Origin of the sequence: Corynebacterium pseudodiphtheriticum (genome assembly GCF_023509295.1) — a bacterium.
GTDB lineage: Bacteria > Actinomycetota > Actinomycetes > Mycobacteriales > Mycobacteriaceae > Corynebacterium > Corynebacterium pseudodiphtheriticum.
In genome coordinates, this window is record NZ_CP091864.1 from 416,538 (window position 1) to 439,762 (window position 23,225).

The window sequence follows — 23,225 nt, forward strand, 5'->3', positions numbered from 1 at the left end:
GTCCCAGCACAAAGCTAGGACAAGGTAGAACCCCGGCCCAGGCCGGGGGGATACCAGACGCGTAGCCCGGGCAACCGGGCACCACGCACAAACAATGCCCAAAGCAAACGGGGCATCTAGTGTGAACGCACTCTCAACAAGTGCCCATCACACCGGATGCCCCGTTTTGCTATAACCAAAACGCCTGAAAACGCTAAGACCTAAGCCTTCCGGTCATAAGCCCGCACCGCAAGCGGACAAAAGACCACAAAGAACAACACAGCGCCAATCAACACCAACGCAACCGGATTCTGCAAACTCCACACATCCGGAGTCTCCAACGCGCCATTATTACCAAACAAATCACGCAACGCCTGCACTAAAGCAGACAAAGGATTCCACTCCGCAAAAACCCGCAACGGCGTAGGCATCGTCTCCTGCGGCACAAAAGCATTCGACAAAAAAGTCAATGGAAACAACGTAATAAACGTCGCCGAATTCATCGCCTCCGGGCGCGGAACCACCAAACCCAACGTGACCATCAACCAAGAAAAAGCCCACACAAACAACAACAGCAACAAATAGCCCTGCACAAACCCCCAGAAAGACTCCGGGCGCCAACCAATCGCCAAGCCAGTAACCACCATCACCAATAACGTGAGACTCGCCAACGTGATATCAGCCACCGTGCGGCCAAAAACCACTGCCGAACGCGCCATCGGCAGAGTCTTATACCTACTAATCAAGCCATCCTTCTTATCATTCGCGATAAACAGGCCCGAGGTAGTAGAACCGAAAATCGCCGACTGCACAAAAATGCCCGGCATCAAGAAATTTTCATAACTCATACCCGGAATATGAATAGCGCCGCCAAAAACCTGCGAAAACAACAACACAAACATGATCGGCTGCAACACGGTAAACACGATGATATCCGGCGAACGGCGCATCCGAATCAAATTGCGAATAACCACCGCGCGGACGTCCGCACGCCACATCGCAGGGGCAGAAGTAATAGCCGGGGTAGGGCTCGTAGTGCTCATCAGTTAGTGCCGCCTTTCTGTGCAGATTCTTGCGTGCCGTGGGCCGGAGTACCCGCCCCGGTGTCAGTACGCTCCGTGTGGGTTCCCCCAGTAACGTTTTGCCCAGTGAGATCCAAAAAGACCTCATCCAGGCTTGGGCGCGACATCCCAACATCATGCACCGCGATCTCCTGCGCGCGTAGCTTGGCCACCACCTGCTCCAGGGCAGCCGGGCCATCGTGCACAGACACACTCAACTCGTTGCCATCAATGGTCACCGACCCGCGATTGGTCGCGACCGCATCCAACAAACTGTGCACAGCATCATGGTCTGCCTGGTTAACCGGCACCACGGAAATCCGCTGGCCGCCGACATTCGACTTCAATTCATCAGCAGTGCCTTCGGCAATAACCTTGCCCTGGTCAATCACGCTGATCTGATCGGCCAAATAGTCCGCCTCCTCCAAATACTGTGTGGTCAGCAGCAGAGTAGTGCCGGAACGCACGCGCTGCTTAATAACTTCCCACAAAGACAAACGCGCAGCCGGGTCCAAGCCCGTAGTGGGCTCGTCCAGGAACAGAATCTTCGGATCATTCACTAAAGACGCAGCTAGATCAGCGCGCCTGCGCATACCACCAGAAAAACCCTTGATCGGGCGGTTCGCGGCGTGCTCCAAATTAAAAATCTCTAGCAGCTCATCGGCGCGCTGTTTCGCACCCTTATCGCCTAGATGGAACAGGCGGCCCACCAGCATGAGGTTTTCCCGGGCGGTGAGCTCTTCATCAATAGTGGCGTTTTGCCCAGAAACCCCAATGCGGTTGCGTACCTCGTGGCCATGACGCACCACATCCAGGCCGTCGATGGTGACCTCACCAGAAGTCGGGCGGGTTAGCGTCGTCAAGACTTTCACGGTAGTGGTCTTACCCGCACCATTGGGGCCCAACAGGCCCCGGACCGTTCCTTCCGCAACCTCTAGGTTTAGCCCATCTAAGGCATGCACCGTGCCGGATTTCGCCGCATATTTTTTCCGCACATCGCGCATACGGATCAATAAGTCATCAGTCATGGATGCAGATTAACACCAATAGGTGATGCCTCATCTAAGCCCGCGGCGGCTGTGCCAACTAGGCAAACGGCTTGCGCCGGTACTCCCGCAGCAAGGCATGGCCATCCGGGCCATAAATCGTCGGCACGGCGTCCCGGTTGGTGCGCGGTGGGCCGGTCAGAGAACTCATCGTGCCGTGCGAAAGCATGTGCTCGGTGGGGGTGAGCTCACGGATAGCGATGCCTGCGACCGCACCTGGGTGCTCAATGGCTAAATCACCATAGTTGAGTGGGTCGTGCTGCCCGTTATCGCCTACCAAAATCCACTTGATATTTGGGTAGTCGATAATCAGGTTCCGCAACTGCACTTTCTTGTGTTCCGAACCGTTACGGAATAAACCGGTGGGGGTTGGCCCCCAATCAGTCAACAGCAGTGGGCCTTGGGGCAGATTGTTGTCGTCGATGAACTGCTCGAGCGTATGGAACGTGTTCCACGCACCGGTGGACAGGTAAAACACCGGGGCATTGGGGTGGTCCTTGAGCAGCTCGCTGTACAACTTCGCCATACCCGGGATCGGTTGCCGGTTGTTCGTCTTTTTGAACCAAGAATTATAGGCCGCGTGCAAAGCGCGCGGGAGGTTGGTGACCATGATGGTGTCGTCAATATCAGAGATCAACCCGATGGTCTCTTCACTGGAGGTGATGAGCACTTTGGCCGTCACAGCTTCTGCGCCCTGGGCAGTGACATCTGCTTCGCCCCAACCCGGTTCTAAGCCATGGCCGACGATGGACACATCAAAGTAGCCGTTGGAATCGGTATAGGTTTGCACCACCTCGCCACCGACGTGCACCTGCACCGGGTGATCGCCCACCTGGACGGTAAAGAATTGGCGGTACCCACGCTGGGCCTCGTGCGCGAAATTTTCCACCTGTCCTGCGGCTGTGCGGCGGCTGCCGGGAGCGGTAGCGTCAGAATCATCGAACGTTGGATCGTCCATAAGAATCCGCCCGATAACGTGCACGCGGTCAGTGGTGCCGTAGCCGGTGTACGGAACGATTTTCGGCAGCCAACCCGCCCGGGTTTTGCGCCGGACGCCGTAGGTGTTGATCTTGTGCTCGGCTGCGCGGATGAGGTCAGAAAATCCCATGTGTTCAACAATACTGGTGTAGCGGCCTTGGGTGCTCACAGAATCTATTCAGTGTCCGGTCAGTTGGGTGCAAGTTCCTAGCCGTAGAAAAGACATAGATAAACTAGAGACACCAGCACCAAGAAAGAAGACAGTGATTTTCATGGATGATTACACCCATAACGATCCCGTTAAGGTTCTCGTTGTTGACGATGAAGCCAATATTGTTGAACTCTTAACTGTTTCCCTGAAGTTCCAAGGCTTTGACGTGCGTAGCGCTAACTCCGGCACGGATGCGTTGCGTGTGGCCCGGGAATTCCGCCCAGACGCTTATATTCTGGACGTCATGATGCCAGGTATGGACGGCTATGAGTTGCTGCAAAAACTGCGTGCCGAAGGCCTGGAAGGCCCCGTGCTGTACCTGACGGCGAAAGATGGCGTCGAATCGCGCATTCACGGCCTAACCATTGGCGCGGACGATTACATCACCAAGCCATTTAGCCTGGAAGAAGTTATCACCCGCCTGCGCGTCGTACTGCGCCGCGGCAATGTGCAGGAGGATACAGCAGAAGATTCCTCGATTAGCTACGCCGATCTGACGCTGAATGATGACACCCACGAAGTCACCAAAGGCGGCGAACTCATTGAACTTTCCCCCACCGAGTTCAACCTGCTGCGCTTTTTGATGCTGAATAAAGAAGTAGTGTTGTCCAAGGCGAAGATCCTGGATAACGTCTGGCACTACGACTTCGGCGGCGATGGCAACGTGGTGGAATCTTATATCTCCTACCTGCGCCGCAAAATTGATACCGGCGATACCCCGTTGATTCACACCGTGCGTGGTGTGGGCTACGTGCTGCGGAAACCACGCCGCTAAGAATGCTGAAGTAACTAATGCCGTTGAAGCAGAGCCCGAAGCGCTAGAATTACGCCAATGTCCCAGCCCGAGCCGCAGAAAGTCCCCGAGCCATCCGCAGGATGGGGCACGCAGGGGGAACGCAAACGCCGTTCCTATCGCGCATACCGCACCCACCGGCCGTTGCGTCTACGCACCTGGCTGGTGGTGCTCACCGTCCTGGTTTCTGCCTTCGGGCTTTTTGCTAGCTCGTTTGCGGTATACTCCGTCATGCGTGAGGTCTTTTACCAGCGCGTCGACGACGACCTGGCCCAATCCATGGCCGGGTGGGCACAAAATTCCGAACTGTTTTCCGGCAACCTTTCCGCCAGCCCGCCCACAGATTACGCCGTGATCCACATCTTCCCGGATGGTTCCTCGCGGGTGTATAACGACCGCGATACCCTGCCACAAATCAACAACCTGGTCATCGGCGGTAGGCCGCGTAGCGTAGCGAGCGTTGACGGGCCACAGCAACCAGAATGGCGCGCACTGGCCAACCAGCAAAACGGCGTGGTGACGATCGTCGCCAAGAACCTGGAGCGTGAAAACGGCCTACTACGCGGTTTGGCAATGCTACAGGCATTAATCAGCCTGGTCATGCTGGGATTTTTGGCATTATTGGCGTTCGCGGTGATTAGGCAAACCCTGAAACCGCTGCAGATTGTGGAGCGCACCGCCAGCGATATTGCCGAAGGTGATCTGGACCTCCGCGTGCCAAAATGGCCCCTGAACACAGAGGTCGGCCAACTGGCGGCTGCCTTGAACATCATGCTGGAACGGCTGCAGGATTCCGTCGAAACCGCGCAGTCGAAAGAGGAACAAATGCGCCGCTTCGTCGGTGATGCCTCACACGAGCTGCGCACCCCATTGACCTCTTTGCGCGGCTACGTGGAGCTATACCGCTCCGGCGCCACCAATGATGTGGACCATGTGTTTGCCACCATTGACGATGAATCCGGACGCATGAAGCTGTTGGTGGAAGACTTGCTGGCGCTTACGCGGGCAGAAGGTTCCCGGCTGGATAAACGCACCGTCGACGTGCTGGAACTATCCCTGGCAGTGGTTGGTACCGCACGAGCCGCCTACCCAGAACGCACCATCCGGGTGGAAAATAAAACCACCGATATTCCAGTGGTTTCTGGCGACCCAGACCGCCTACACCAAGTGCTGCTGAACCTCATCACCAACGGTTTGAACCACGGTGGGCCGGAAGCCTCAGTAACGCTGACGCTGCGCAAAGAAAGCCAGGACGGTTGCATGCGCCTTGCAGCCGAACAGCAGGAAACCGGCGATAACCACGAGGCCGAGGAGAAAACCACCGGCTGGAGCCAGGACGACGGTAAAAATGGCAAAGCAGGGAAAGACGGCAAAAACGGCACAGACCGGGAAAACGCGAAAGACTACGTTTGCATCGACATCACCGATGACGGCCGCGGCATGAGTAAAGAAGTAACCGGGCTGATTTTTGAGCGCTTCTACCGTGAAGATCCTTCCCGTGCCCGGGGTGCCGGTGGCGGCTCCGGGCTGGGGCTCGCGATTGTGAAATCACTGGTAGACCAGCATGATGGTGAAATCACCGTCGACAGTGAACCAGGGGTTGGCTCGACCTTCACCGTGCGCATTCCGGCGCTAGACGAGCCTTCGGCAAGCGAAGAAACCTTCGACGACTACGGCGAAGGCTACTAAACAGCAGCCGAAGGCCACCCGGTTCCGGGACGTTAAATCTTGGTACCGTCCTCGTTAGTGCCCAGCGCTGCGCGTAGCTTCTGCGCAGCCTCGTCCATCGCGGCTTCGTCCGTCTGATCGGCTGGGATGACATTGGCGAAATTGAAATCATCCATGCTGCGGGCCGGGAAAACGTGAATGTGTGCGTGGGGGACTTCAAAACCAGCAATGACATTGCCAGCACGCGGGGCGTCGAAGGCCTCGATCACGGCATTGCCGATTTCATAAGCAACCGCATTGACCCGCGCCCACAGCTCTGGGGCCATATCGGTCCACTTATCCACCTCTTCGACCGGCACCACCAACACGTGGCCATAGGCGAGTGGCTCGATGCTCAAAAACGCCACCACATCCGAGCTGCGGTAGACGAAACGGCCAGGCAGATCGCCATTAATGACTTTGCTAAATACTGTGCTCATGCCACCACACTACCGGGCTTTAGTGCGCAGCCCGGCAGGCAAGCCCAGCCATATAGGATATAGGCCATGCGTATTCTCGTACTCGGAACTGGCGGCCGCGAACATGCCCTGCTGCAGGGGCTTTCCCGCGACGCGCAGAAAAATGACGCCCTGAACACTGAAGGTTCGAACGCTGAAGGCTCGAATACCGACGGCCAGAACGGTGCTTCCCAGGCCGCAGCCCATGAGCTGCATGTCTGCCCGGGCAACCCAGGCATGGAGAACTTAGCCACCCGGCACACCGATGCTGGCAGCGCCGATGACGCCGCAGCCATGGTGGCTTTGGCGCAGAAGCTGCAGGCAGAACTCGTGGTCATTGGCCCGGAAGCCCCGCTGGTCGCAGGTGTGGCGGATGCGCTGCGCGAAGCTGGTTTTGCCGTATTCGGCCCTAACAAAGACGCTGCCCGCATCGAAGGCTCCAAGGCCTTTGCCAAAGACGTGATGGCTGCCGCTGGTGTAGCTACCGCGCGCGCCGAACAAATCACCCCCGGTGCCAGCGAGGAAGAGATCGCGCGGGTATTGCAGAATTTCGGCCCGAATTACGTCGTCAAGGATGACGGCCTAGCCGGTGGCAAGGGTGTGGTTGTCACCCAGGATTACGACGAAGCCGTCGCGCACATCCATGCCGTACACGAAGGCGGCAATCCCGTGCTGCTGGAATCTTTCCTTTCCGGGCCAGAGATTTCCCTGTTCTGCTTGGTTGACGGCGAAGAAGTGGTTCCGCTGCTGCCCGCCCAAGACCACAAGCGCGCTTATGACGACGATGAAGGCCCGAATACCGGCGGTATGGGCGCCTACACGCCATTGCCGTGGTTGCCGGAAGACGGCGTGCAGCGCATCGTGGATGAAGTCTGCCGCCCCGTAGCCAAGGAACTGGTTGCGCGCGGTTGCTCCTACTCCGGCCTGCTGTATGCCGGGCTGGCTTGGGGTGAAGATGGCCCGGCGGTGGTGGAATTCAACTGCCGTTTTGGCGACCCAGAAACCCAGGCGGTGCTTGCGATGCTGCAATCGCCACTGGCCCCGGCACTGGCAGCCTGTGCGAATGGCACGCTGGGTGAGCTGGCACCTCTGGAATGGCACGAAGGCTCGGCTGTGACCGTGGTCTTGGCCGCCTCAGGCTACCCGGCCAGCCCGCGCAAGGGCGACCGGATTGTCTCGGATGATATCGAGAACCCAGAAAAGATCCTGCACGGTGGCACTAGCCACGAATCCGGCGAATACTACTCGAACGGCGGACGCGTGCTGAACGTGATCGGCAAGGGGGCAGACCTGGATGCTGCCCGCGAGGCCGCGTACCAGACCATCGGCGGCATCCAGATGGCCGGTGGATTCTACCGCCGCGATATCGGGGCCAAGGCCGCGCGCGGCGAGATCAGCATTTAGCGATTGCCCATGGTCGCTTAAAGCCCACGGTTGCTTGATACCCGTTGCTTAATGCCCATGGTTGCTTGCCGACGCCCGGGGTAGGGGTGGCGTCGGCAAGCGTTGTCGGTCTAGCGAAATTCGTGTGATAATACACAGTGTGACGCAACAAAAAATCCCGATGAATAATGTCCTTGCCTCCCGCTACGGTTCTGCAGACCTAGTGAATCTGTGGAGCCCGCACAACAAGGTGATCTACGAGCGTCAGCTGTGGATCGCCGTGATGCGCGCCCAGCGTTCCCTGGGCATTGATATTCCCGCGGAGATCATCGCGGATTATGAAAAGGTCATCGACCAGGTTGATCTGGAATCCATCGCGCAGCGCGAGCGTTCCACCCGCCACGATGTCAAAGCCCGCATTGAAGAATTCAACGCGCTGGCGGGCCACGAGCACATCCATAAGGGAATGACCTCGCGTGATCTCACAGAAAACGTCGAGCAGCTGCAGATTTACAGCTCTTTGCAGATCATTCGCGATAAAGCCATCGCCGTGGTGTCCCGCGTGAGTGAGCATGCCGCCAACTACCAGTCGCTGGTGATGGCCGGCCGTTCCCACAACGTCGCTGCCCAAGCCACCACGTTGGGCAAGCGTTTTGCCAGCGCGGCGGAAGAAATTTTGCTGGCTATCGACCGCATCAACGGCCTGCTCAGCCGGTACCCGTTGCGCGGGATCAAAGGCCCAATGGGTACCAGCCAGGACATGCTGGACTTGCTGGGCGGTTCGCACGATAAGCTCGCCAGCTTGGAAACTGAAATCGCGGACTACCTGGGCTTTGCCCACCTATTCCATTCCGTTGGGCAGGTGTACCCGCGCAGCCTAGATTTCGACGCCGTATCCGCTCTGGTGCAGCTCGGCGCCGGACCGTCTTCGCTGGCTACCACCATCCGTTTGATGGCTGGCAACGAGGTTGTTACCGAAGGCTTCAAAGAAGGCCAAGTTGGTTCTTCTGCCATGCCGCACAAGATGAACGCGCGCTCCTGCGAGCGGGTTTCCGGCCTGCAAGTGGTGCTGCGTGGCTACCTGACTATGGTCAGCGATTTGGCTGGCACACAGTGGAACGAAGGTGACGTCTCGTGCTCGGTGGTGCGCCGCGTTGCCCTGCCGGATGCGTTCTTTGCCATTGACGGCATGATCGAAACCTTCCTGACGGTGCTGGATGAATTCGGCGCCTTCCCAGCCATGATCGACCGCGAACTGGAACGCTACCTGCCATTCTTGGCCACCACGCGCATCCTGATGGCCGCCGTGCGCGCCGGGGTGGGCCGCGAAACCGCTCACGAGATCATCAAAAAACACGCCGTCGCCGTGGCTTTGAACATGCGCGAAAACGGTGCGGACCAGGATCTGGTTGAGCGTTTGGCTGCCGACGACGCATTACCACTGGATAAGCAGGCTTTGGAGGAGGCGCTGGCAGATAAGCACGCCTTCATCGGCGCCGCAGAATCCCAGGTCAAGCGCGTTCTGGCGCGGGTAACCACACTGCGCAATGAGCACCCGGACGCTGCGAATTACCGCCCAGGCGAGATTCTCTAAGCTACACCGAGCACCCACGCACCCGAATTCACGAAAGGCCCACGAGCGTAGATGACCACGCGACCAGAACTTTCTGCTTATACCCCGATTGCCACCGGCAAAGTGCGCGATATCTACCGTATTGACGATTCCACGTTGCTGATTATCGCCTCGGACCGGATTTCTGCTTATGACTACGCCTTGGAACCAGCCATCCCGGATAAAGGGCGGGTGCTCACCGCGATCTCCGCGTATTTCTTCGAAGAACTAGCCCAGCGCATGGGCGTGCGCAACCACCTGGCAGGCCCATTGGATGACCCGCGCATTCCAGAATCCGTGCTGGGCCGCGCGATGGTCTGCCACGAGCTGAACATGCTGCCTTTCGAATGCGTCGCCCGCGGTTATCTGACTGGCTCTGGGTTGAAGGAATACCAGAAGACCGGCGAGGTGTGCGGGGTGGCGCTTCCCGACGGCCTGGTGGAAGCTTCCAAGCTGGAGACCCCAATTTTCACCCCGGCAACTAAGGCGGAGCAGGGCGAGCACGACGAAAACGTTAGCTTCGCAGTGGTAGCCGAGTCTTTGGGTGAGCAGCGCGCCGAGCAGCTGCGCAGCGCCACCGTGGATATTTTCGCTTGTGCGCAGGAACTGGCCGCCGAACGCGGCATCATCTTGGCCGACACCAAGTTTGAATTTGGCCTGGATGCCGACGGCCAGCTGGTCCTGGGTGATGAGGTACTCACCCCGGATTCTTCCCGCTACTGGCCAGCAGATTCCTACCAGGAAGGGCAGGTGCAGCCGAGCTTCGATAAGCAATACGTGCGCAATTGGCTCACCAGCGCGGAATCCGGCTGGGATGGCGAGACTACCCCGCCCGAGCTTCCCGACGACGTCGTGGCAGCAACGCGGGCGCGTTATATCGAGGCCTACGAGCGCTTGAGCGGCGCGCAATTTAGCGACTGGCTGGGCGGTTAAGCGTCGGCAAGCACCCCGGAAAGCGGGTTGGCTAGGCGGCTAAACGTCGGCAAGCGGGCTGGCGAGCGCACTAGTTAAAACCAGTATCATGTGGCGGTATGGATAATTCTGGTTCTACCGTTCCGTACACCCCAGCACCCGCGCAGCCGCCACAAGCGAAGAAACACCCGGTCACCCGCAGTTTCCATGGCCGGGACTTCGTGGATAATTACGAGTGGTTACGCGACAAAGAAGCAGAGGACACTCTCGCTTATCTGCAGGCAGAAAACGCCTACACGGACGCGCAGACCGAACACCTCACCGGCCTGCGGGACAATATTTATTCCGAGATCACCTCGCGCATCAAACAAACCGACATGTCCGTGCCCACCCGCGCGGGCGATTATTGGTATTACGGGCGCACCGAAGAAGGCAAAGACTACGGATATTCCTGCCGCATCCCGGTAGAAGAGGGCACGGACCCGTGGACCCCACCGAGCATCCCAGACGACGGCCCGGTGCCGGGCGAGGAAATCCTGCTGGACCTCAACGCTTTGGCCGAAGGCCACGAATTTTTCTCCCTGGGTGCTTCCACGGTGACCACCAGCGGGCGCTACCTGGCGTATTCCGTGGACACCGCCGGTGACGAGCGCTTCCACCTGTACGTAAAAGATTTGCAGACCGGTGACTATCTTGCCGACGAACTCACTGGCATTTTTTACGGCGCCAGCTGGGTGGGCGAGGATTACATCTTTTACCAGCGTGTCGACGAAGCCTGGCGCCCGGACACCGTGTGGCGGCACCGCATCGGTACGCCGCAGTCGGAAGACGTGTTGGTTTTCCAAGAAAAAGACGAGCGCTACAACGTCGGGGTTGGCGCCACACGCTCCGAGAAATACCTGATGATCGTCACCTCCTCGAAGATCACCTCCGAAGTCTGGGTGCTGGATTACAACAACCCAGAAGGCGAGTTCGAATGCCTGTGGGCTCGCGAGCCGGGTGTGGAATACGAAGTTGATCACGCTGTGGTAGCTGGCGCGGATTATTGGATTGTCACGCACAACACCGCGGGCGCGAATTTTGCGGTGTCCACCGTGCCGGTGCCCGAAGGCTGTGGGGCTGGAAATGGCAGCGGTACGGGCACTGGTGTTCACGAAGGTAACGGTCACGGCGACGGTACGAGCGCAAGCGTGGCGTCGGCAAGCAGCCTGCCTGGCCTGCGCGAATTGCCGGTGTTGCTTGCGCATGATGCGGAAGTGCGCATCGAAGACGTCGACGCCTACCGCGACTTTTTGGTGCTTTCTTATCGACGGGGTGCAATCCCACGCGCGGCGATCATGATGCTGGATTCGGTCACCGATGCCACCGGTGATTGGGGTAGCTTCCAAGAAATCGAATTCGAGGAAGAACTGTTTACCGTCGGCGTGGCCGGTAACCCGGAATGGGACGCACCGGTGATTCGCCTGGGCTATACCTCGTTCACGCAACCGGCGCACCTGTATGATTACCGCCCCGCCACCGGTGTGTTCACGCTGCTGAAACGCCAAGAAGTCCTCGGTGGCTACGATGCCAGCAACTACACCGCGTATCGCTTGTGGACGACCGCGCGCGACGGCACCGAGATTCCGGTCTCGATCATCCACCACGCAGACCTGGACACCAACACCCCGACACCAACCCTGCTGTACGGCTACGGCTCCTATGAATCCAGCACGGACCCCGGGTTTTCTATCTCCCGGCTATCGTTGCTGGATCGCGGCATGATCTTCGCCATCGCACACGTGCGCGGCGGCGGAGAGATGGGCCGTGGCTGGTACGACAACGGCAAGATGGACAAGAAGAAAAACACCTTCTTTGACTTCATTGACGTGGCCGACGACCTGGTCTCCCGTGGGCTTTCCGCACCAGAGACGATGGTGGCCGAAGGCGGCTCGGCCGGAGGCATGCTTATGGGTGCGATCGCCAACATGGCGCCGGACCGGTTTGCGGGCATTGCCGCCATCGTGCCGTTCGTGGATCCACTGACATCCATGCTCAAGCCAGAGCTGCCACTGACCGTCGTCGAGTGGGATGAATGGGGCGATCCGTACCACGACCCGGACTACTACGACTACATGGCTTCATATGCGCCGTATGAAAACATCACGGACCAGCGCTACCCGGATATTCTGGCGGTGACCTCACTGAACGACACCCGAGTGTTGTATGTGGAACCGGCGAAGTGGATTGCGAAGCTGCGTGAGATCGCTGGTGGCGGCGAGTTTTTGCTGCAAACGGAGATGGCGGCTGGCCACGGCGGAGTCTCCGGGCGCTACGGCAAGTGGAAGCAGACGGCGTTCGAGTACGCGTGGACGATCAACAAGGCCACGGGCATCACGGAATAAAAATAGCTCCGGTGGCCGAATAGCTTGGTGGGCTGGTGCGACCGCTGAGTATTTGCTGGGGCGGGTGTGGCTGCTGCGTAACCAGTGGGGCAGGTGTGATTGCTGAGTGTTTGTGTGAAGGCTGATAACTTAGGAACATCATGAGTACATCAGCCTCCACGAGAGTTTCCACGAGCTCCACACGGCGGGCCCGCCACCGGAAGCCCGAAGCTGCGACGGATTCCTCGGCCATCGTGCGGTGGTACCACCATGTCACCGGCTTGCTTTTCGGCGCGGTCGTTATGCTCCTGGTGCGGGGCGCACAAGACCCGGGCGACCTCGGCTCACTGTGGATCGCTGGTTTGCTGGTGGGGAAAGGCGACACCGAAAACCTCTACGCCATCCACGAATCTGACTTCGCCCTCATCACAGGCGAAGCCTGGATCAACACCTACGAACAATCCGATGTTTCGGCCTACCCGCACCCATTCGTGCATACCCCGTTTGTGGCCCAAGTGATGTCGTGGATTACCAAGCTGCTGAGCTTTGATTCTGCGGTATTTTGGATCACCGTTTTGTCAGCGTGGGCCCTGGTAATACTCATCGTGTCCGCGTGGCGGTTCTGGTTCGAAGATGAAATCCCACCAGGGTATTTGGCCTTAGGCCTTGTACTGGGCTGGGTGGCCACGTCTTTTCAATCCTCTTTGCATCTGGGGCAAACCACTCCTTTTATTTTCGCTGGGGTGGCCTATGGGCTCGCAGCAGCACGCATACACCCGGTTCGCGCCGGGCTGGCTCTCGGCGCGGTCGCCGTCGTCAAGCTCACCCCGGTGGTGCTGGTTATCATCTGTTTGTTCTTTCCCCGCGCACGCAAAGCCGGGGTGGTCGGTCTGCTTTTTGGTATTACTGCGGTGGTGGTTTCCATCGTTTCCCTGGGCTTTGCCACGTTCCGCACCTGGGTGGAAACCCTGCAGGAACTCAACGCGGCCGCGTTAGTTGCGCCCGTTAATGGTGCTTTTGCCTCGCTGATTAATGTTGGTGCCGTGGAAGATCCCGACGCCCTGGTTTCTATCGTGGAAGATCCACCGCTGGTCTCCAGCTTGGTGCCACGTTTGTTGGCGTTAGCTTTGATCGCCGTGGTGGTCTACATCGCTTGGCGCTCGAGCGAACCGTGGAAGATCACCACAGTGGGAATTTTTAGCACCCTCACCGCCACCAGCGGCATCCTGTGGGATCACTACGTTTTGTTGATCGTACTGCCCTTATTAGGCGTTTTAGCCCGGGGCCAAGGTTGGGTACTGTATTTAATTCCCGTCTGTGCAGTCTTTGCCTTCCCGCCCCTGGCAGCCTGGGATTCCGAGCGCTGGTTACCTTGGGCGGCGTTCACCGCGCTGGTGGGCTCTGTGCTTGCGTTATGCCTGGCGGAATTTTTGCGCGATGAACCCAGGCCAGAACGCAAGCCCATGCATTTATCTTTTTGGCTTTCACGCTAGACTGGCAACGAAAACGGTGGCACGCCCACACGCCGTGGCACGCCCACACTCCGAGTCGCTAAAGGAAGTGCAATGCCCAGAGTCGTAGTCAATGTCATGCCCAAGCCCGAGATCCTGGACCCGCAAGGCAAAGCAGTGTTGCAGGCCTTGGGCCGCATCGGTGTGACTGGTGCCAGCCAGGTGCGCCAGGGGAAGCGTTTTGAACTCGATGTCGATGAGACCGTCACCGAAACCGAAATCCAGGCAGTAGCAGAAAAACTGCTGGCCAACACGGTTATTGAAGATTTTGAGATTGTCATTGAGGAACGCGACGCCGAGGTAGCTGCGGACGAAGCTACCGGTGCTTCCGCAGCTGCTGACCGGGGTGAGCGTTAATGAGCCCAACCATCGGTGTCATTACCTTCCCAGGTTCTCTTGATGACGTCGACGCGGCCCGCGCTGCCCGCCTGGCCGGTGCCAATGTGGTGGAGCTGTGGCACGACGACAACAGCTTGCACAACGTCGACGGCGTCATCGTCCCAGGTGGCTTCAGCTACGGCGACTACCTGCGCTCCGGAGCGATCTCTGCGCTATCGCCAGTCATGCAGGCTGTGATCCCAGCAGCCCGCGAAGGCATGCCGACGCTGGGTATTTGCAATGGTTTCCAGATTTTGACCGAATCCGGTTTGCTGCCGGGGGCGCTCACCCGTAACCAGCACCTGCACTTCCACTGCGTGGATACCTACTTGGAAGTTGCGAATGCGAACACCGCCTGGACCAGCGAATATGAGCAGGGACAGAAAATTTTGATCCCAGCTAAGCACGGCGAGGGCCGTTTCCAAGCTGATGCTGCCACCATTGAGCAGCTAGAAGCAGAAGGCCGCGTGGTATTCCGCTATACCGACAACTTCAACGGCTCGATAAACTCCATCGCTGGTATTACCAATGAGGCTGGCAACGTCGTTGGTTTAATGCCCCACCCGGAGCACGCTGTTGAAGCTTTGACTGGGCCTTCTGTCGACGGCCTGGGCATTTTCCGTTCCGCACTCAACGCTTTGAGCGCCGAGAAGCTCTAAGGAGATACACCTATGGCCCACGTCGCCAATGACGCTGTTGCGAAAAAGATCGCCAACGACACAGTCGAACAAGCCCAGCAGAACCCAGACCAAGAACAACCCTATGCCGCGCTGGGTCTGAAAGATGACGAATACGCGCGCATTAAAGAAATCCTTGGCCGTCGCCCAACCGACGCCGAGCTGACCATGTACTCCGTGATGTGGTCGGAGCACTGCTCGTACAAATCCTCCAAGGCGCACCTGCGTTACTTCGGTGAAACCATGACCGAGCAGATGGCTGAGAAGATCCTCGCCGGTATTGGCGAAAACGCCGGTGTGGTGGACATTGGGGATGGCAACGCGGTGACTTTCCGCGTGGAATCCCACAACCACCCGTCCTACGTTGAGCCCTACCAGGGCGCCGCTACCGGCGTCGGCGGCATCGTCCGCGACATCATGGCTATGGGCGCGCGCCCCATTGCCGTGATGGACCAGTTGCGCTTCGGCCCAGCAGAAGCACCGGATACTTCCCGCGTGCTGCCGGGCGTCGTGCATGGTATCGGCGGTTACGGTAACTCGCTGGGCCTGCCCAATATTGGTGGCGAGACAGTCTTCGATGAATCCTACGCGGCCAACCCGCTGGTCAACGCGTTGTGCGTCGGCACGCTGAAGGTAGAAGACCTGAAGCTGGCTTTTGCCTCCGGTAAGGGCAACAAGGTCATGCTGTTTGGTTCGCGCACCGGCCTGGATGGCATCGGTGGCGTGTCCGTGCTGGCTTCGGAATCCTTCGACGAAGGCGCAGAGCGCAAACTGCCTGCCGTACAGGTGGGCGACCCGTTCGCAGAAAAAGTTCTGATCGAATGCTGCCTGGAGCTTTACCACGCAGGAACCGTTGTGGGTATTCAGGATCTCGGTGGCGCTGGCTTGGCGTGCGCGACCTCTGAGCTGGCCGCTGCCGGTGACGGTGGGATGGAAGTCAACCTGGATGCGGTGCCACTGCGGGCAGAAAATATGACGGCCGCAGAGATCCTGGCTTCGGAATCCCAGGAGCGTATGTGTGCAGTCGTGGCCCCAGAAAACGTGGAGCGCTTCCGCGAAATCTGCGCTAAGTGGGATGTCACCTGCGCGGAGATCGGCGAGGTCGTCGACGGCAAGCACCTGGTGATCCGCCACGGCGGCGAAGTGGTCGTGGATGCTCCGGCCTACACCATGGCCGATGAAGGCCCAGTCTATGAACGCCCGTACGCCCGCCCCGAGTGGCAGGACGAGCTGCAGCAGTTCCGTGGCGTCGACAAGCCGGTGGGGGCAGACCTGCTGGCCGCCTGGAAGAAGATGCTGGCGTCACCAGCGCTGTGCTCCCGCGATTTCATCACCGAGCAATATGACCGCTACGTGCGCGGCAACACCGTGGACGCTTTGCATTCGGATGCTGGCGTACTGCGTATCGACGAAGAGACCCACCGTGGTGTGGCTGTGTCTGCGGACTGCTCCGGCCGTTACACCAAGCTGGACCCGAACATGGGTGCGCGCCTGGCACTGGCAGAGGCCTACCGCAACGTGGTGGCCAAGGGCGCGACCCCGGTGGCGATCACCAACTGCTTGAACTTCGGTTCCCCAGAAAACACCGACGTGATGTGGCAGTTCCGCGAGGCCGTGCATGGTCTTGCCGACGGCGCCGTGGAGCTAAAACTGCCGGTATCCGGCGGAAACGTCTCGTTCTACAATCAAACTGGTGAGGAACCAATCTTGCCGACGCCAGTCGTCGGCGTGCTCGGTGTTTTCGAGGACGTGCGTAAGGCGATCGGGCACCGTCCGGAAGCTGGCCAGAAACTGGTGCTGTTGGGTGAGACCAAGGAAGAATTTGGCGGTTCCATCTGGCAGCAGGTCACCGGTGCTGGCTTGAACGGCCTGCCACCGCAGGTGGATCTGGCGAACGAAGAGCGCCTGGCCGCCGTGTTGAGCGCTGGCGAGGCCACCGGTATCACCGCAGCGCATGACCTTTCCGAAGGCGGATTGGGCCAGTCGCTAGCCGAGATGTGCTTCGACGGTGGCGTCGGTGCCAAGGTGGATTTGTCTGCCGTGCACGCGGATGCCACCACGGCGATGTTCTCTGAGTCAGCCTCCCGCATTCTGGTAGCCACGAACGACGTGGAAGCCACGCTGGCGGCTGCCAAGAAGGCTGGTGTTCCGGCTGCAGAAATCGGTGCTACTACCGAAGAGCAGACCCTGCAGGTTGCTGAGGGAGTTGCCGTTTCGGTTGCGGAGCTGCGCGAAGTATGGGCAGCCACGTTGCCTGGCTTGTTCGGTAATGCCACCGGAGCGAACTCCGTTCTTGACTAAGCGCCAGCGCCAGCGCTTCGCTCTTTTATTAGGGCTTGGCATTCCCGCCGGTCATTAGAGCCAGGCATCCCCGCCGGTAATTAGGGCTCGGCATTCCCGCCACGGATTGTGTTCTGCAAAACTGAGGACCTTCCGCGGCGGGATTTTTCTCGTCTAAAATAAGGGGCGTGAAAAACAATGCCTCGTCTGTCTCGCAGGCTGCGAACCAGGAAAGCCATGACAGGGAGAGCCGTGACTGTCAAACCCATGACCGGGAAGGTCTGGTCCAACGCACTTTCTTCATGGTTGATCGCGGACCGCGCCCGGCCACCCGAGGTTGGTTCCATACGGCTGCTGCCATCCTTATGCTGGCTGCGGCTAGTGTGCTCACCACGTTTTCCTGGATGCGCTTGGAATGGTGGCAAGCCCTGGGCGCGACGGTCTACGGTTGCGGCCTGATCGCGCTGTTTGCAGTCTCTGCGCTGTATCACCGCATCCCGTGGGCTAAACAGACAACCGTGCAGGCCTGGCGTCGGGCTGATCATGCCATGATCGCGGTGTTCATTGCCGCGACCTACACTCCGTTTTGCTTGATTGTGTTGCCGCAGGCGTGGTGGTTGTTGGCCACCGTGTGGGGCGGTGCGATCACCAGCGCGGTGATGAAATTCTTCTGGCTTTCCCGCCCACGCTGGGTTGATGTGGCGATTTACGTGACCCTGGGTTGGTTGATTGTGCCGCTGGTATCTCAGCTGTGGACTAACGCTGGGCCTGCCGTGGTGTGGCTGCTGTTGGCCGGTGGCGTGGTGTATACCGTCGGCGCGGTGGCTTATGGTTTGAAATGGCCGGGCCGTAACGCACGCATTTATGGCTATCACGAGCATTTCCATACTGCGACGATCATCGCGGCGATCTTTCACCTGGTAGCGGTGTGGATCATCGTGGCCAGTGCGTAGCGTACAATTTGCAGCTTGAGTTCAGACCGTGGAGCTCCTAAAAGAAAACTTGTGAGGTCAAACTCTGTGAAAAAACCCGACCCCGCCAAAGCCCGCGCGGCAGTACTTGCGATCGCGGATTGGATCGCCGCCGATTCCCCCGAGGACGCACGTGCGGCCGACATTGCGCAGCCGAGCCGTTCGCAGCTTGCCGACGCCGTGCGCCACACCGCGCGCCTACTCGCCGCCGATGCCCCCGGGCATAGCGTGGAACTGCGCGTGCCGCCGTTCGTCGCGGTGCAGTGCATCGAGGGGCCCCGGCATACTAGGGGAGTCCCGCCCAATGTGGTGGAAGCCAGCCCGCATGCCTGGTTGCGTTTGGCCACCGGCCACAGCAACTGGGATGAACTGGTGGCTCAGGCAGACACCACGGCGTCGGGTACGAGGGCCGGTGAAATCGCGCAGTGGATGCCCATCATCAAGCTCTAACCGGGTTTTAGTGGGGCCCAGTCGAGTTCTGCGCAGCTCTTTGCGAGCCCACGGTAGGCGCGTGAAAAGTGCTTGTTAGCGGATTCCACCGCCAACCGTTATGATGAACTGCGTGGTAGCAAACACATTTACTGACCATGCTGAGCACAATGATTTCGACGATCACGGCGAAACCGAACCACGCGAAGAATGCGGCGTATTCGGGGTCTGGGCGCCGGGGCAAGAAGTTTCGAAACTAACTTATTTTGGTCTCTATGCCATCCAACACCGCGGCCAAGAAGCTGCCGGTATGGCGGTCGGTGGGGAAGACGGCCTGCTTGTGTTTAAAGACATGGGCTTGGTCTCAAATGTTTTTGATGAATCCTTGTTGGAATCTTTGCAGGGCGATGTAGCCATTGGGCACAATCGTTATTCCACCGCTGGTGGTAAAGAATGGGCCAATGTCCAGCCCATGTTCCGTACTTCTAAGCATGGCCAGGATGTTGCTCTCGCACACAACGGGAACCTGACTAATTACCTGGAGCTGCGCGAGATGGCCGAAGAGCGCGGCCTTATCACGGAGGGGGATACCTCCTCGGATACTGCCGTGATGTCCGCGTTGCTTGCCGACGGCGTCGGTGACGATAATTCGATTTTGGAATCCGCCGCGCGCCTGTTGCCAGACGTACATGGCGCGTTTTCTTTGACTTTCACCGACGGCAATACTTTGTATGCTGCTCGTGATCCGCATGGTGTGCGCCCGTTGGTGCTTGGCCGCCTGGAGCGTGGCTGGGTCGTGGCTTCGGAAACGTGTGCGTTGGACATCGTCGGCGCGCAATTTATCCGGGAAATTGAGCCGGGTGAGTTGATTGCTATTGATGAAGCCGGCGTGCGCACGCAGCGTTTTGCAGAAACTAAGCACAAGGGTTGCGTATTTGAATACGTGTATTTGGCTCGGCCGGATTCCACCATCCGGGGCCGTAATGTGAATGCGACGCGTTTAGAGATCGGTAAACGCCTGGCGCAAACTCACCCTGCTGACGGCGATTTGGTAATTCCGGTGCCAGAATCGGGAACCCCGGCTGCCGTGGGCTATGCTCGCGAATCCGGCATTCCGTTTGGCCAGGGTTTGGTGAAAAACGCCTATGTCCAGCGCACCTTCATCCAGCCGACGCAAACCCTGCGGCAGCTGGGTATCCGCTTGAAGCTGAACCCGCTGCGTGAGGTCATCGAAGGCCAACGTTTGGTGGTGGTGGATGATTCCATCGTGCGTGGTAATACCCAACGCGCGCTGATCAAAATGTTGCGGGAAGCCGGTGCCGCCGAGGTGCATGTGCGCATTGCTTCGCCGCCGGTGAAGTGGCCGTGCTTCTATGGCATTGACTTCGCTACCCCTGCTGAGTTGATTGCCAATATTGGTGGCGATGATTCCCTGGAAGGCATGACTGAAACCATCCGCAGTGCCATCGGTGCGGACACTCTGGGCTTTGTTTCTATTGATGAGATGGTCGCTGCCACCGAGCAGCCAGCCAGGCAGTTGTGCACCGCGTGCTTCGACGGTAATTACCCATTGGGCCTGCCGCAGGGTAATTCCAATGCTGATGCTGTGCGCACGCTGCTCAACAGTGTTGAGTAGCCAGGATGCTTGATACCGCGCTGCATTGCGCCGCAGAATACACACGATAAAAGGATAGATTGAGATTATGACGAATTCTTCCCAGCCTGGATCGCAGCCGGATTCCCCAACTTATGCCGATGCTGGCGTCAGCGTAGAAGCAGGCGAGCAGGCCGTTGAGCTGATTAAGCCGCACGCCAAGCGCGCCACCCGCCCAGAGGTCCGCGGTGATCTCGGCGGTTTCGCCGGCCTGTTTGCTCTGGGTAAGTACCGCGAGCCGCTGCTGGCATCCGGTTCCGATGGTGTGGGCACGAAGCTAGCCGTGGCCCAAGCGATGGATAAGCACGACACCATCGGCATTGATTTGGTGGCCATGTGCGTGGATGACCTCATCTGTTGTGGCGCAGAACCACTGTTTTTGCAGGACTACCTGGCCATTGGCAAGGTGTACCCGGAAAAGGTTGCTGACATCGTCGGCGGCATTGCCGAGGGGTGTGTGACCGCAGGTTGCGCACTGCTGGGGGGCGAGACCGCAGAACACCCAGGTGTCATGGGCGAAAACGATTACGACGTATCCGCCACCGCCGTCGGCGTAGTAGAAGCGGATGACGTGCTGGGGCCAGAAAAGGTCAACGAAGGCGACGTCATTATCGCGATGGCATCGTCTGGTTTGCACTCCAATGGTTATTCGTTGGCGCGCCACGTCTTGCTGGAGCAGGCCAACCTGCCACTTGATGGCCACGTGGAAGAATTCGGCCGCACTTTGGGCGAAGAGCTCTTGGAACCTACCCGCATTTATGCGAAAGACTGCCTGGAACTGATGTCGGAATGCTCGGTATCGGTGTTCTGCCACGTCACTGGTGGTGGCTTGGCGAAGAACCTGGAGCGCGTCATCCCAGAAGGCCTGGCTGCCGATGTATACCGCACCACCTGGACTCCTGGGCCGATCTTCAAGAAGATCTCTGAGACTGGCAACGTCAGCCTGGAAGCCATGGAAGAAACCTTCAACATGGGCGTGGGCATGATCGCTGTTGTCTCTCCGGAGGACCGCGACCGGGCACTAGCTGTGCTCACGGCACGCCACATCGACGCTTGGGAGCTGGGCACGGTTCGTGCTGCAGAACAGGAAGAACCACGCGTCGTCATGCACGGTGCACACCCACAGTTTTAGGCTGTCCGGGGTGCTTCGGCTGCCCGCGTGGCAGCCACACAACAACCCCTTCCAGGAGACCGCACGGACAAACCCTGTGCGACCTGGAAGGGGTAGTGGGGTGGAGAAAAACTAAAGGGACAAACTTTAGTTTCGCTGTAAGCCTAGGGGGCTAGTCTTCCCGGTAGTCCGAATCATAGTCATAGTCATCATCGGAGTCCTGAGACCAGCCGCGTCCCGGCGGTTGAGAGGCGAGCTCTTTCTGGAGCGAGTCCAGATCCATTGCTGGGGAGTTGTACTTCAGCTCCCGGGCAACTTTAGTCTGCTTTGCCTTTTGGCGTCCTCGACCCATAGCCATGACCCCCTTTGGGTTAAGGGCAATCCAGGGAATTCGGATGCCCCATCTGCTTTTTTATTCGTCCTGTGTTACAGGATAGAGCAAAACTGCAAAAAATTCTGCACCGGGGCCTAACTAGTGTCCGCGCAACTTGTTAATAGCCGCCCGACCAGCCTTTTCTCCTTCCTCGACCGGGATGGACTCGGCATCGATGCTGGCGGCAACATCACCAATGTTGACTTGTCCCGCATCCAGTGCCGAACGTTTGATTACGGCCAGCGCGATCGGGCCATAGTCGCAATCATCAATCACGGTGCCTAGCTTGCCGACGCGCCGCCCCTTCGCCTGAATGTCCGCGCCAGGAGAAGGCATAGTGGGCGCCGAGCCATCCAAGTGCAGTAATACGAGCACCCGCGGACTACGACCCAAATTTTCCACGCGTGCGACGGTTTCCTGCCCGCGGTAGCACCCTTTTTCTAGGTGCACAGCGCCGACCCTTTCGCCACGCCCGATCCAGTGTGGAATTTCATGCGGGATGGATTTTTCATCCAAATCCACAGACTCCGCCTCCAGTGCTTTGACCCGTTCGGCGGTATACGCCATCAGCCCGATCAGCTGCAGGCCGGTGCTTTCTAGCTCTTCGACGGCTGCTTCTAGCTGCTCTCGTGGAACTGCGATGTCAGTGCGGCTGGCTTCCCACAAACCAGTGGTTGGTTGTGCGCTGCCAGTACCGGCGGGAGTCGCCGTCGAAACCGTGCGCGAATAGACGGCCTGCGAAGGCAGTTGCGTATCCGTTGGTCCACCAAGCACGGTGATGATCGCTAAATCGGCTTCCTCGATGGTTACCTGGGACCAAAAGATCATCTTCTGCAAGAAATCCCGCAGGGAATCGAATTTCCCGGCTTCGCAGTCCAGGTAGAAAGCCAGCCCTTCGGGGGCAGCTGCGGCACTAGCGCCATCGCCAGTACCGGCGCCTGCGCTCGCGCCATCGCCTGTGCCAGAACCCACGCCGTCACCAGCACCAGCGCCTGCGTCGGCACCAGTGTCTGTGGTCACCGCGATGTCCATGGTGTGCAGAATGCGGCCCTGCGTGTCCAAATCCAGGGCAGAACCAGACCAGCCCGCTTGCACGTCGTCAAGTTTTTGCGAAAGCAAATTATGCAAGAACGCGGCGGCTTCCGGCCCGGTCACCCGTATAACGCGACGATGTGAGCGATCCACAATCGCGCCAGTGGAGGTAATGGCGCGCTGCTCGCTCAGTGGCTCACCGTAATGCCAGGCCACACCCGTGACATCCGGGTGTGGTGGCTCCTCCTGATAAGCCATAGCGTTCGGACGGTTGAGCAGTACAGAACGGTAATGCGTAGTCACAGC

General features: G+C 58.8%; 20 protein-coding genes. 14 read left to right on the forward strand and 6 right to left on the reverse strand.

Annotated elements, in window-relative coordinates; all coding sequences use genetic code 11:
- Window positions 1-200 precede the first annotated feature (200 nt).
- From L9H78_RS01775 to L9H78_RS01785, 3 genes are read right to left on the reverse strand one after another with little or no spacing between them, the layout of a single operon-like run.
- On the reverse strand, window positions 201-1,022 hold the full coding sequence (locus L9H78_RS01775; protein ID WP_249620310.1) for an ABC transporter permease: 822 nt from the start codon (window positions 1,020-1,022) through the stop codon (window positions 201-203).
- Entirely contained in the window at window positions 1,022-2,068 is a 1,047-nt protein-coding gene (locus L9H78_RS01780; protein ID WP_249620311.1) for an ATP-binding cassette domain-containing protein, read from the reverse strand. Before L9H78_RS01780 ends, L9H78_RS01775 begins: the two co-directional genes overlap by 1 nt.
- Window positions 2,069-2,126: 58 nt before the next feature.
- The gene (locus L9H78_RS01785) at window positions 2,127-3,194 is read right to left on the reverse strand and encodes an App1 family protein phosphatidate phosphatase (protein ID WP_249620312.1); all 1,068 of its coding nucleotides are present in this window, start codon (window positions 3,192-3,194) and stop codon (window positions 2,127-2,129) included.
- Between the two features lie 142 nt (window positions 3,195-3,336).
- On the opposite strand from L9H78_RS01785, the gene L9H78_RS01790 reads away from it, so the two are divergent.
- The gene (locus L9H78_RS01790) at window positions 3,337-4,050 is read left to right on the forward strand and encodes a response regulator transcription factor (protein WP_023018374.1); all 714 of its coding nucleotides are present in this window, start codon (window positions 3,337-3,339) and stop codon (window positions 4,048-4,050) included.
- Window positions 4,051-4,107: 57 nt separating this feature from the next.
- Window positions 4,108-5,757: a sensor histidine kinase gene (locus L9H78_RS01795; protein WP_249620313.1), complete on the forward strand. Its 1,650-nt coding sequence runs from the start codon at window positions 4,108-4,110 to the stop codon at window positions 5,755-5,757.
- A 32-nt stretch (window positions 5,758-5,789) separates the two neighbouring features.
- On the opposite strand, the gene L9H78_RS01800 is transcribed toward L9H78_RS01795, so the two are convergent.
- Complete coding sequence (locus tag L9H78_RS01800) at window positions 5,790-6,215, reverse strand: HIT family protein (protein WP_126849850.1); 426 nt, start codon at window positions 6,213-6,215, stop codon at window positions 5,790-5,792.
- A gap of 66 nt (window positions 6,216-6,281) precedes the next feature.
- Between L9H78_RS01800 and purD the strand changes: the two genes are divergently transcribed.
- The 12 genes from purD to purM all read left to right on the forward strand — a co-directional run bounded on the left by purD (window position 6,282) and on the right by purM (window position 21,535).
- Entirely contained in the window at window positions 6,282-7,637 is a 1,356-nt protein-coding gene (gene purD, locus L9H78_RS01805; RefSeq protein ID WP_249620314.1) for a phosphoribosylamine--glycine ligase, read from the forward strand.
- Between the two features lie 160 nt (window positions 7,638-7,797).
- Entirely contained in the window at window positions 7,798-9,210 is a 1,413-nt protein-coding gene (gene purB / locus L9H78_RS01810) for an adenylosuccinate lyase (protein WP_249620709.1), read from the forward strand.
- A gap of 51 nt (window positions 9,211-9,261) precedes the next feature.
- Window positions 9,262-10,161, forward strand: coding sequence for a phosphoribosylaminoimidazolesuccinocarboxamide synthase (locus tag L9H78_RS01815; protein WP_249620315.1), 900 nt, complete (start codon window positions 9,262-9,264; stop codon window positions 10,159-10,161).
- Window positions 10,162-10,259: 98 nt separating this feature from the next.
- The gene (locus tag L9H78_RS01820) at window positions 10,260-12,524 is read left to right on the forward strand and encodes a S9 family peptidase (protein ID WP_249620316.1); all 2,265 of its coding nucleotides are present in this window, start codon (window positions 10,260-10,262) and stop codon (window positions 12,522-12,524) included.
- Between the two features lie 140 nt (window positions 12,525-12,664).
- Window positions 12,665-13,996 (forward strand): glycosyltransferase family 87 protein, encoded by a 1,332-nt coding sequence (locus tag L9H78_RS01825; protein WP_249620317.1) that lies wholly within the window; start codon window positions 12,665-12,667, stop codon window positions 13,994-13,996.
- Window positions 13,997-14,068: 72 nt separating this feature from the next.
- Window positions 14,069-14,371 (forward strand): phosphoribosylformylglycinamidine synthase subunit PurS, encoded by a 303-nt coding sequence (purS, locus tag L9H78_RS01830; protein WP_023018366.1) that lies wholly within the window; start codon window positions 14,069-14,071, stop codon window positions 14,369-14,371.
- Complete coding sequence (gene purQ, locus L9H78_RS01835) at window positions 14,371-15,051, forward strand: phosphoribosylformylglycinamidine synthase subunit PurQ (protein ID WP_021354014.1); 681 nt, start codon at window positions 14,371-14,373, stop codon at window positions 15,049-15,051. Before purS ends, purQ begins: the two co-directional genes overlap by 1 nt.
- Window positions 15,052-15,063: 12 nt before the next feature.
- Window positions 15,064-17,370, forward strand: a complete 2,307-nt coding sequence (gene purL / locus L9H78_RS01840; RefSeq protein ID WP_249620318.1) for a phosphoribosylformylglycinamidine synthase subunit PurL — start codon at window positions 15,064-15,066, stop codon at window positions 17,368-17,370.
- A 281-nt stretch (window positions 17,371-17,651) separates the two neighbouring features.
- Window positions 17,652-18,302, forward strand: a complete 651-nt coding sequence (gene trhA, locus L9H78_RS01845) for a PAQR family membrane homeostasis protein TrhA (protein WP_249620710.1) — start codon at window positions 17,652-17,654, stop codon at window positions 18,300-18,302.
- A 66-nt stretch (window positions 18,303-18,368) separates the two neighbouring features.
- A complete protein-coding gene (locus L9H78_RS01850) occupies window positions 18,369-18,770 on the forward strand; it encodes a sterol carrier family protein (RefSeq protein ID WP_249620711.1) in 402 nt (133 codons plus the stop codon).
- A 103-nt stretch (window positions 18,771-18,873) separates the two neighbouring features.
- Window positions 18,874-20,385, forward strand: coding sequence for an amidophosphoribosyltransferase (gene purF, locus L9H78_RS01855; protein ID WP_249620712.1), 1,512 nt, complete (start codon window positions 18,874-18,876; stop codon window positions 20,383-20,385).
- 67 nt (window positions 20,386-20,452) lie between these two features.
- Window positions 20,453-21,535 (forward strand): phosphoribosylformylglycinamidine cyclo-ligase, encoded by a 1,083-nt coding sequence (purM, locus tag L9H78_RS01860; protein WP_249620319.1) that lies wholly within the window; start codon window positions 20,453-20,455, stop codon window positions 21,533-21,535.
- A 151-nt stretch (window positions 21,536-21,686) separates the two neighbouring features.
- On the opposite strand, the gene L9H78_RS01865 is transcribed toward purM, so the two are convergent.
- Both L9H78_RS01865 and ygfZ read right to left on the reverse strand, forming a co-directional pair.
- A complete protein-coding gene (locus tag L9H78_RS01865) occupies window positions 21,687-21,866 on the reverse strand; it encodes a DUF3073 domain-containing protein (RefSeq protein ID WP_027018067.1) in 180 nt (59 codons plus the stop codon).
- 120 nt (window positions 21,867-21,986) lie between these two features.
- A complete protein-coding gene (ygfZ, locus tag L9H78_RS01870) occupies window positions 21,987-23,222 on the reverse strand; it encodes a CAF17-like 4Fe-4S cluster assembly/insertion protein YgfZ (protein ID WP_249620320.1) in 1,236 nt (411 codons plus the stop codon).
- Window positions 23,223-23,225 lie beyond the last annotated feature (3 nt).

Coding starts and splice junctions, on each gene's coding strand:
- L9H78_RS01775 (WP_249620310.1), bottom strand. CDS start 1,022: ATGAGCACTACGAGCCCTACCCCGGCTATTACTTCTGCCCCTGCGATG.
- purB (WP_249620709.1), top strand. CDS start 7,798: ATGAATAATGTCCTTGCCTCCCGCTACGGTTCTGCAGACCTAGTGAAT.
- L9H78_RS01815 (WP_249620315.1), top strand. CDS start 9,262: ATGACCACGCGACCAGAACTTTCTGCTTATACCCCGATTGCCACCGGC.
- L9H78_RS01795 (WP_249620313.1), top strand. CDS start 4,108: ATGTCCCAGCCCGAGCCGCAGAAAGTCCCCGAGCCATCCGCAGGATGG.
- purQ (WP_021354014.1), top strand. CDS start 14,371: ATGAGCCCAACCATCGGTGTCATTACCTTCCCAGGTTCTCTTGATGAC.
- purF (WP_249620712.1), top strand. CDS start 18,874: ATGAACTGCGTGGTAGCAAACACATTTACTGACCATGCTGAGCACAAT.
- L9H78_RS01825 (WP_249620317.1), top strand. CDS start 12,665: ATGAGTACATCAGCCTCCACGAGAGTTTCCACGAGCTCCACACGGCGG.
- purD (WP_249620314.1), top strand. CDS start 6,282: ATGCGTATTCTCGTACTCGGAACTGGCGGCCGCGAACATGCCCTGCTG.
- L9H78_RS01780 (WP_249620311.1), bottom strand. CDS start 2,068: ATGACTGATGACTTATTGATCCGTATGCGCGATGTGCGGAAAAAATAT.
- purM (WP_249620319.1), top strand. CDS start 20,453: ATGACGAATTCTTCCCAGCCTGGATCGCAGCCGGATTCCCCAACTTAT.
- L9H78_RS01790 (WP_023018374.1), top strand. CDS start 3,337: ATGGATGATTACACCCATAACGATCCCGTTAAGGTTCTCGTTGTTGAC.
- L9H78_RS01785 (WP_249620312.1), bottom strand. CDS start 3,194: ATGGGATTTTCTGACCTCATCCGCGCAGCCGAGCACAAGATCAACACC.
- trhA (WP_249620710.1), top strand. CDS start 17,652: ATGGTTGATCGCGGACCGCGCCCGGCCACCCGAGGTTGGTTCCATACG.
- L9H78_RS01800 (WP_126849850.1), bottom strand. CDS start 6,215: ATGAGCACAGTATTTAGCAAAGTCATTAATGGCGATCTGCCTGGCCGT.
- purS (WP_023018366.1), top strand. CDS start 14,069: ATGCCCAGAGTCGTAGTCAATGTCATGCCCAAGCCCGAGATCCTGGAC.
- L9H78_RS01865 (WP_027018067.1), bottom strand. CDS start 21,866: ATGGGTCGAGGACGCCAAAAGGCAAAGCAGACTAAAGTTGCCCGGGAG.
- purL (WP_249620318.1), top strand. CDS start 15,064: ATGGCCCACGTCGCCAATGACGCTGTTGCGAAAAAGATCGCCAACGAC.
- L9H78_RS01820 (WP_249620316.1), top strand. CDS start 10,260: ATGGATAATTCTGGTTCTACCGTTCCGTACACCCCAGCACCCGCGCAG.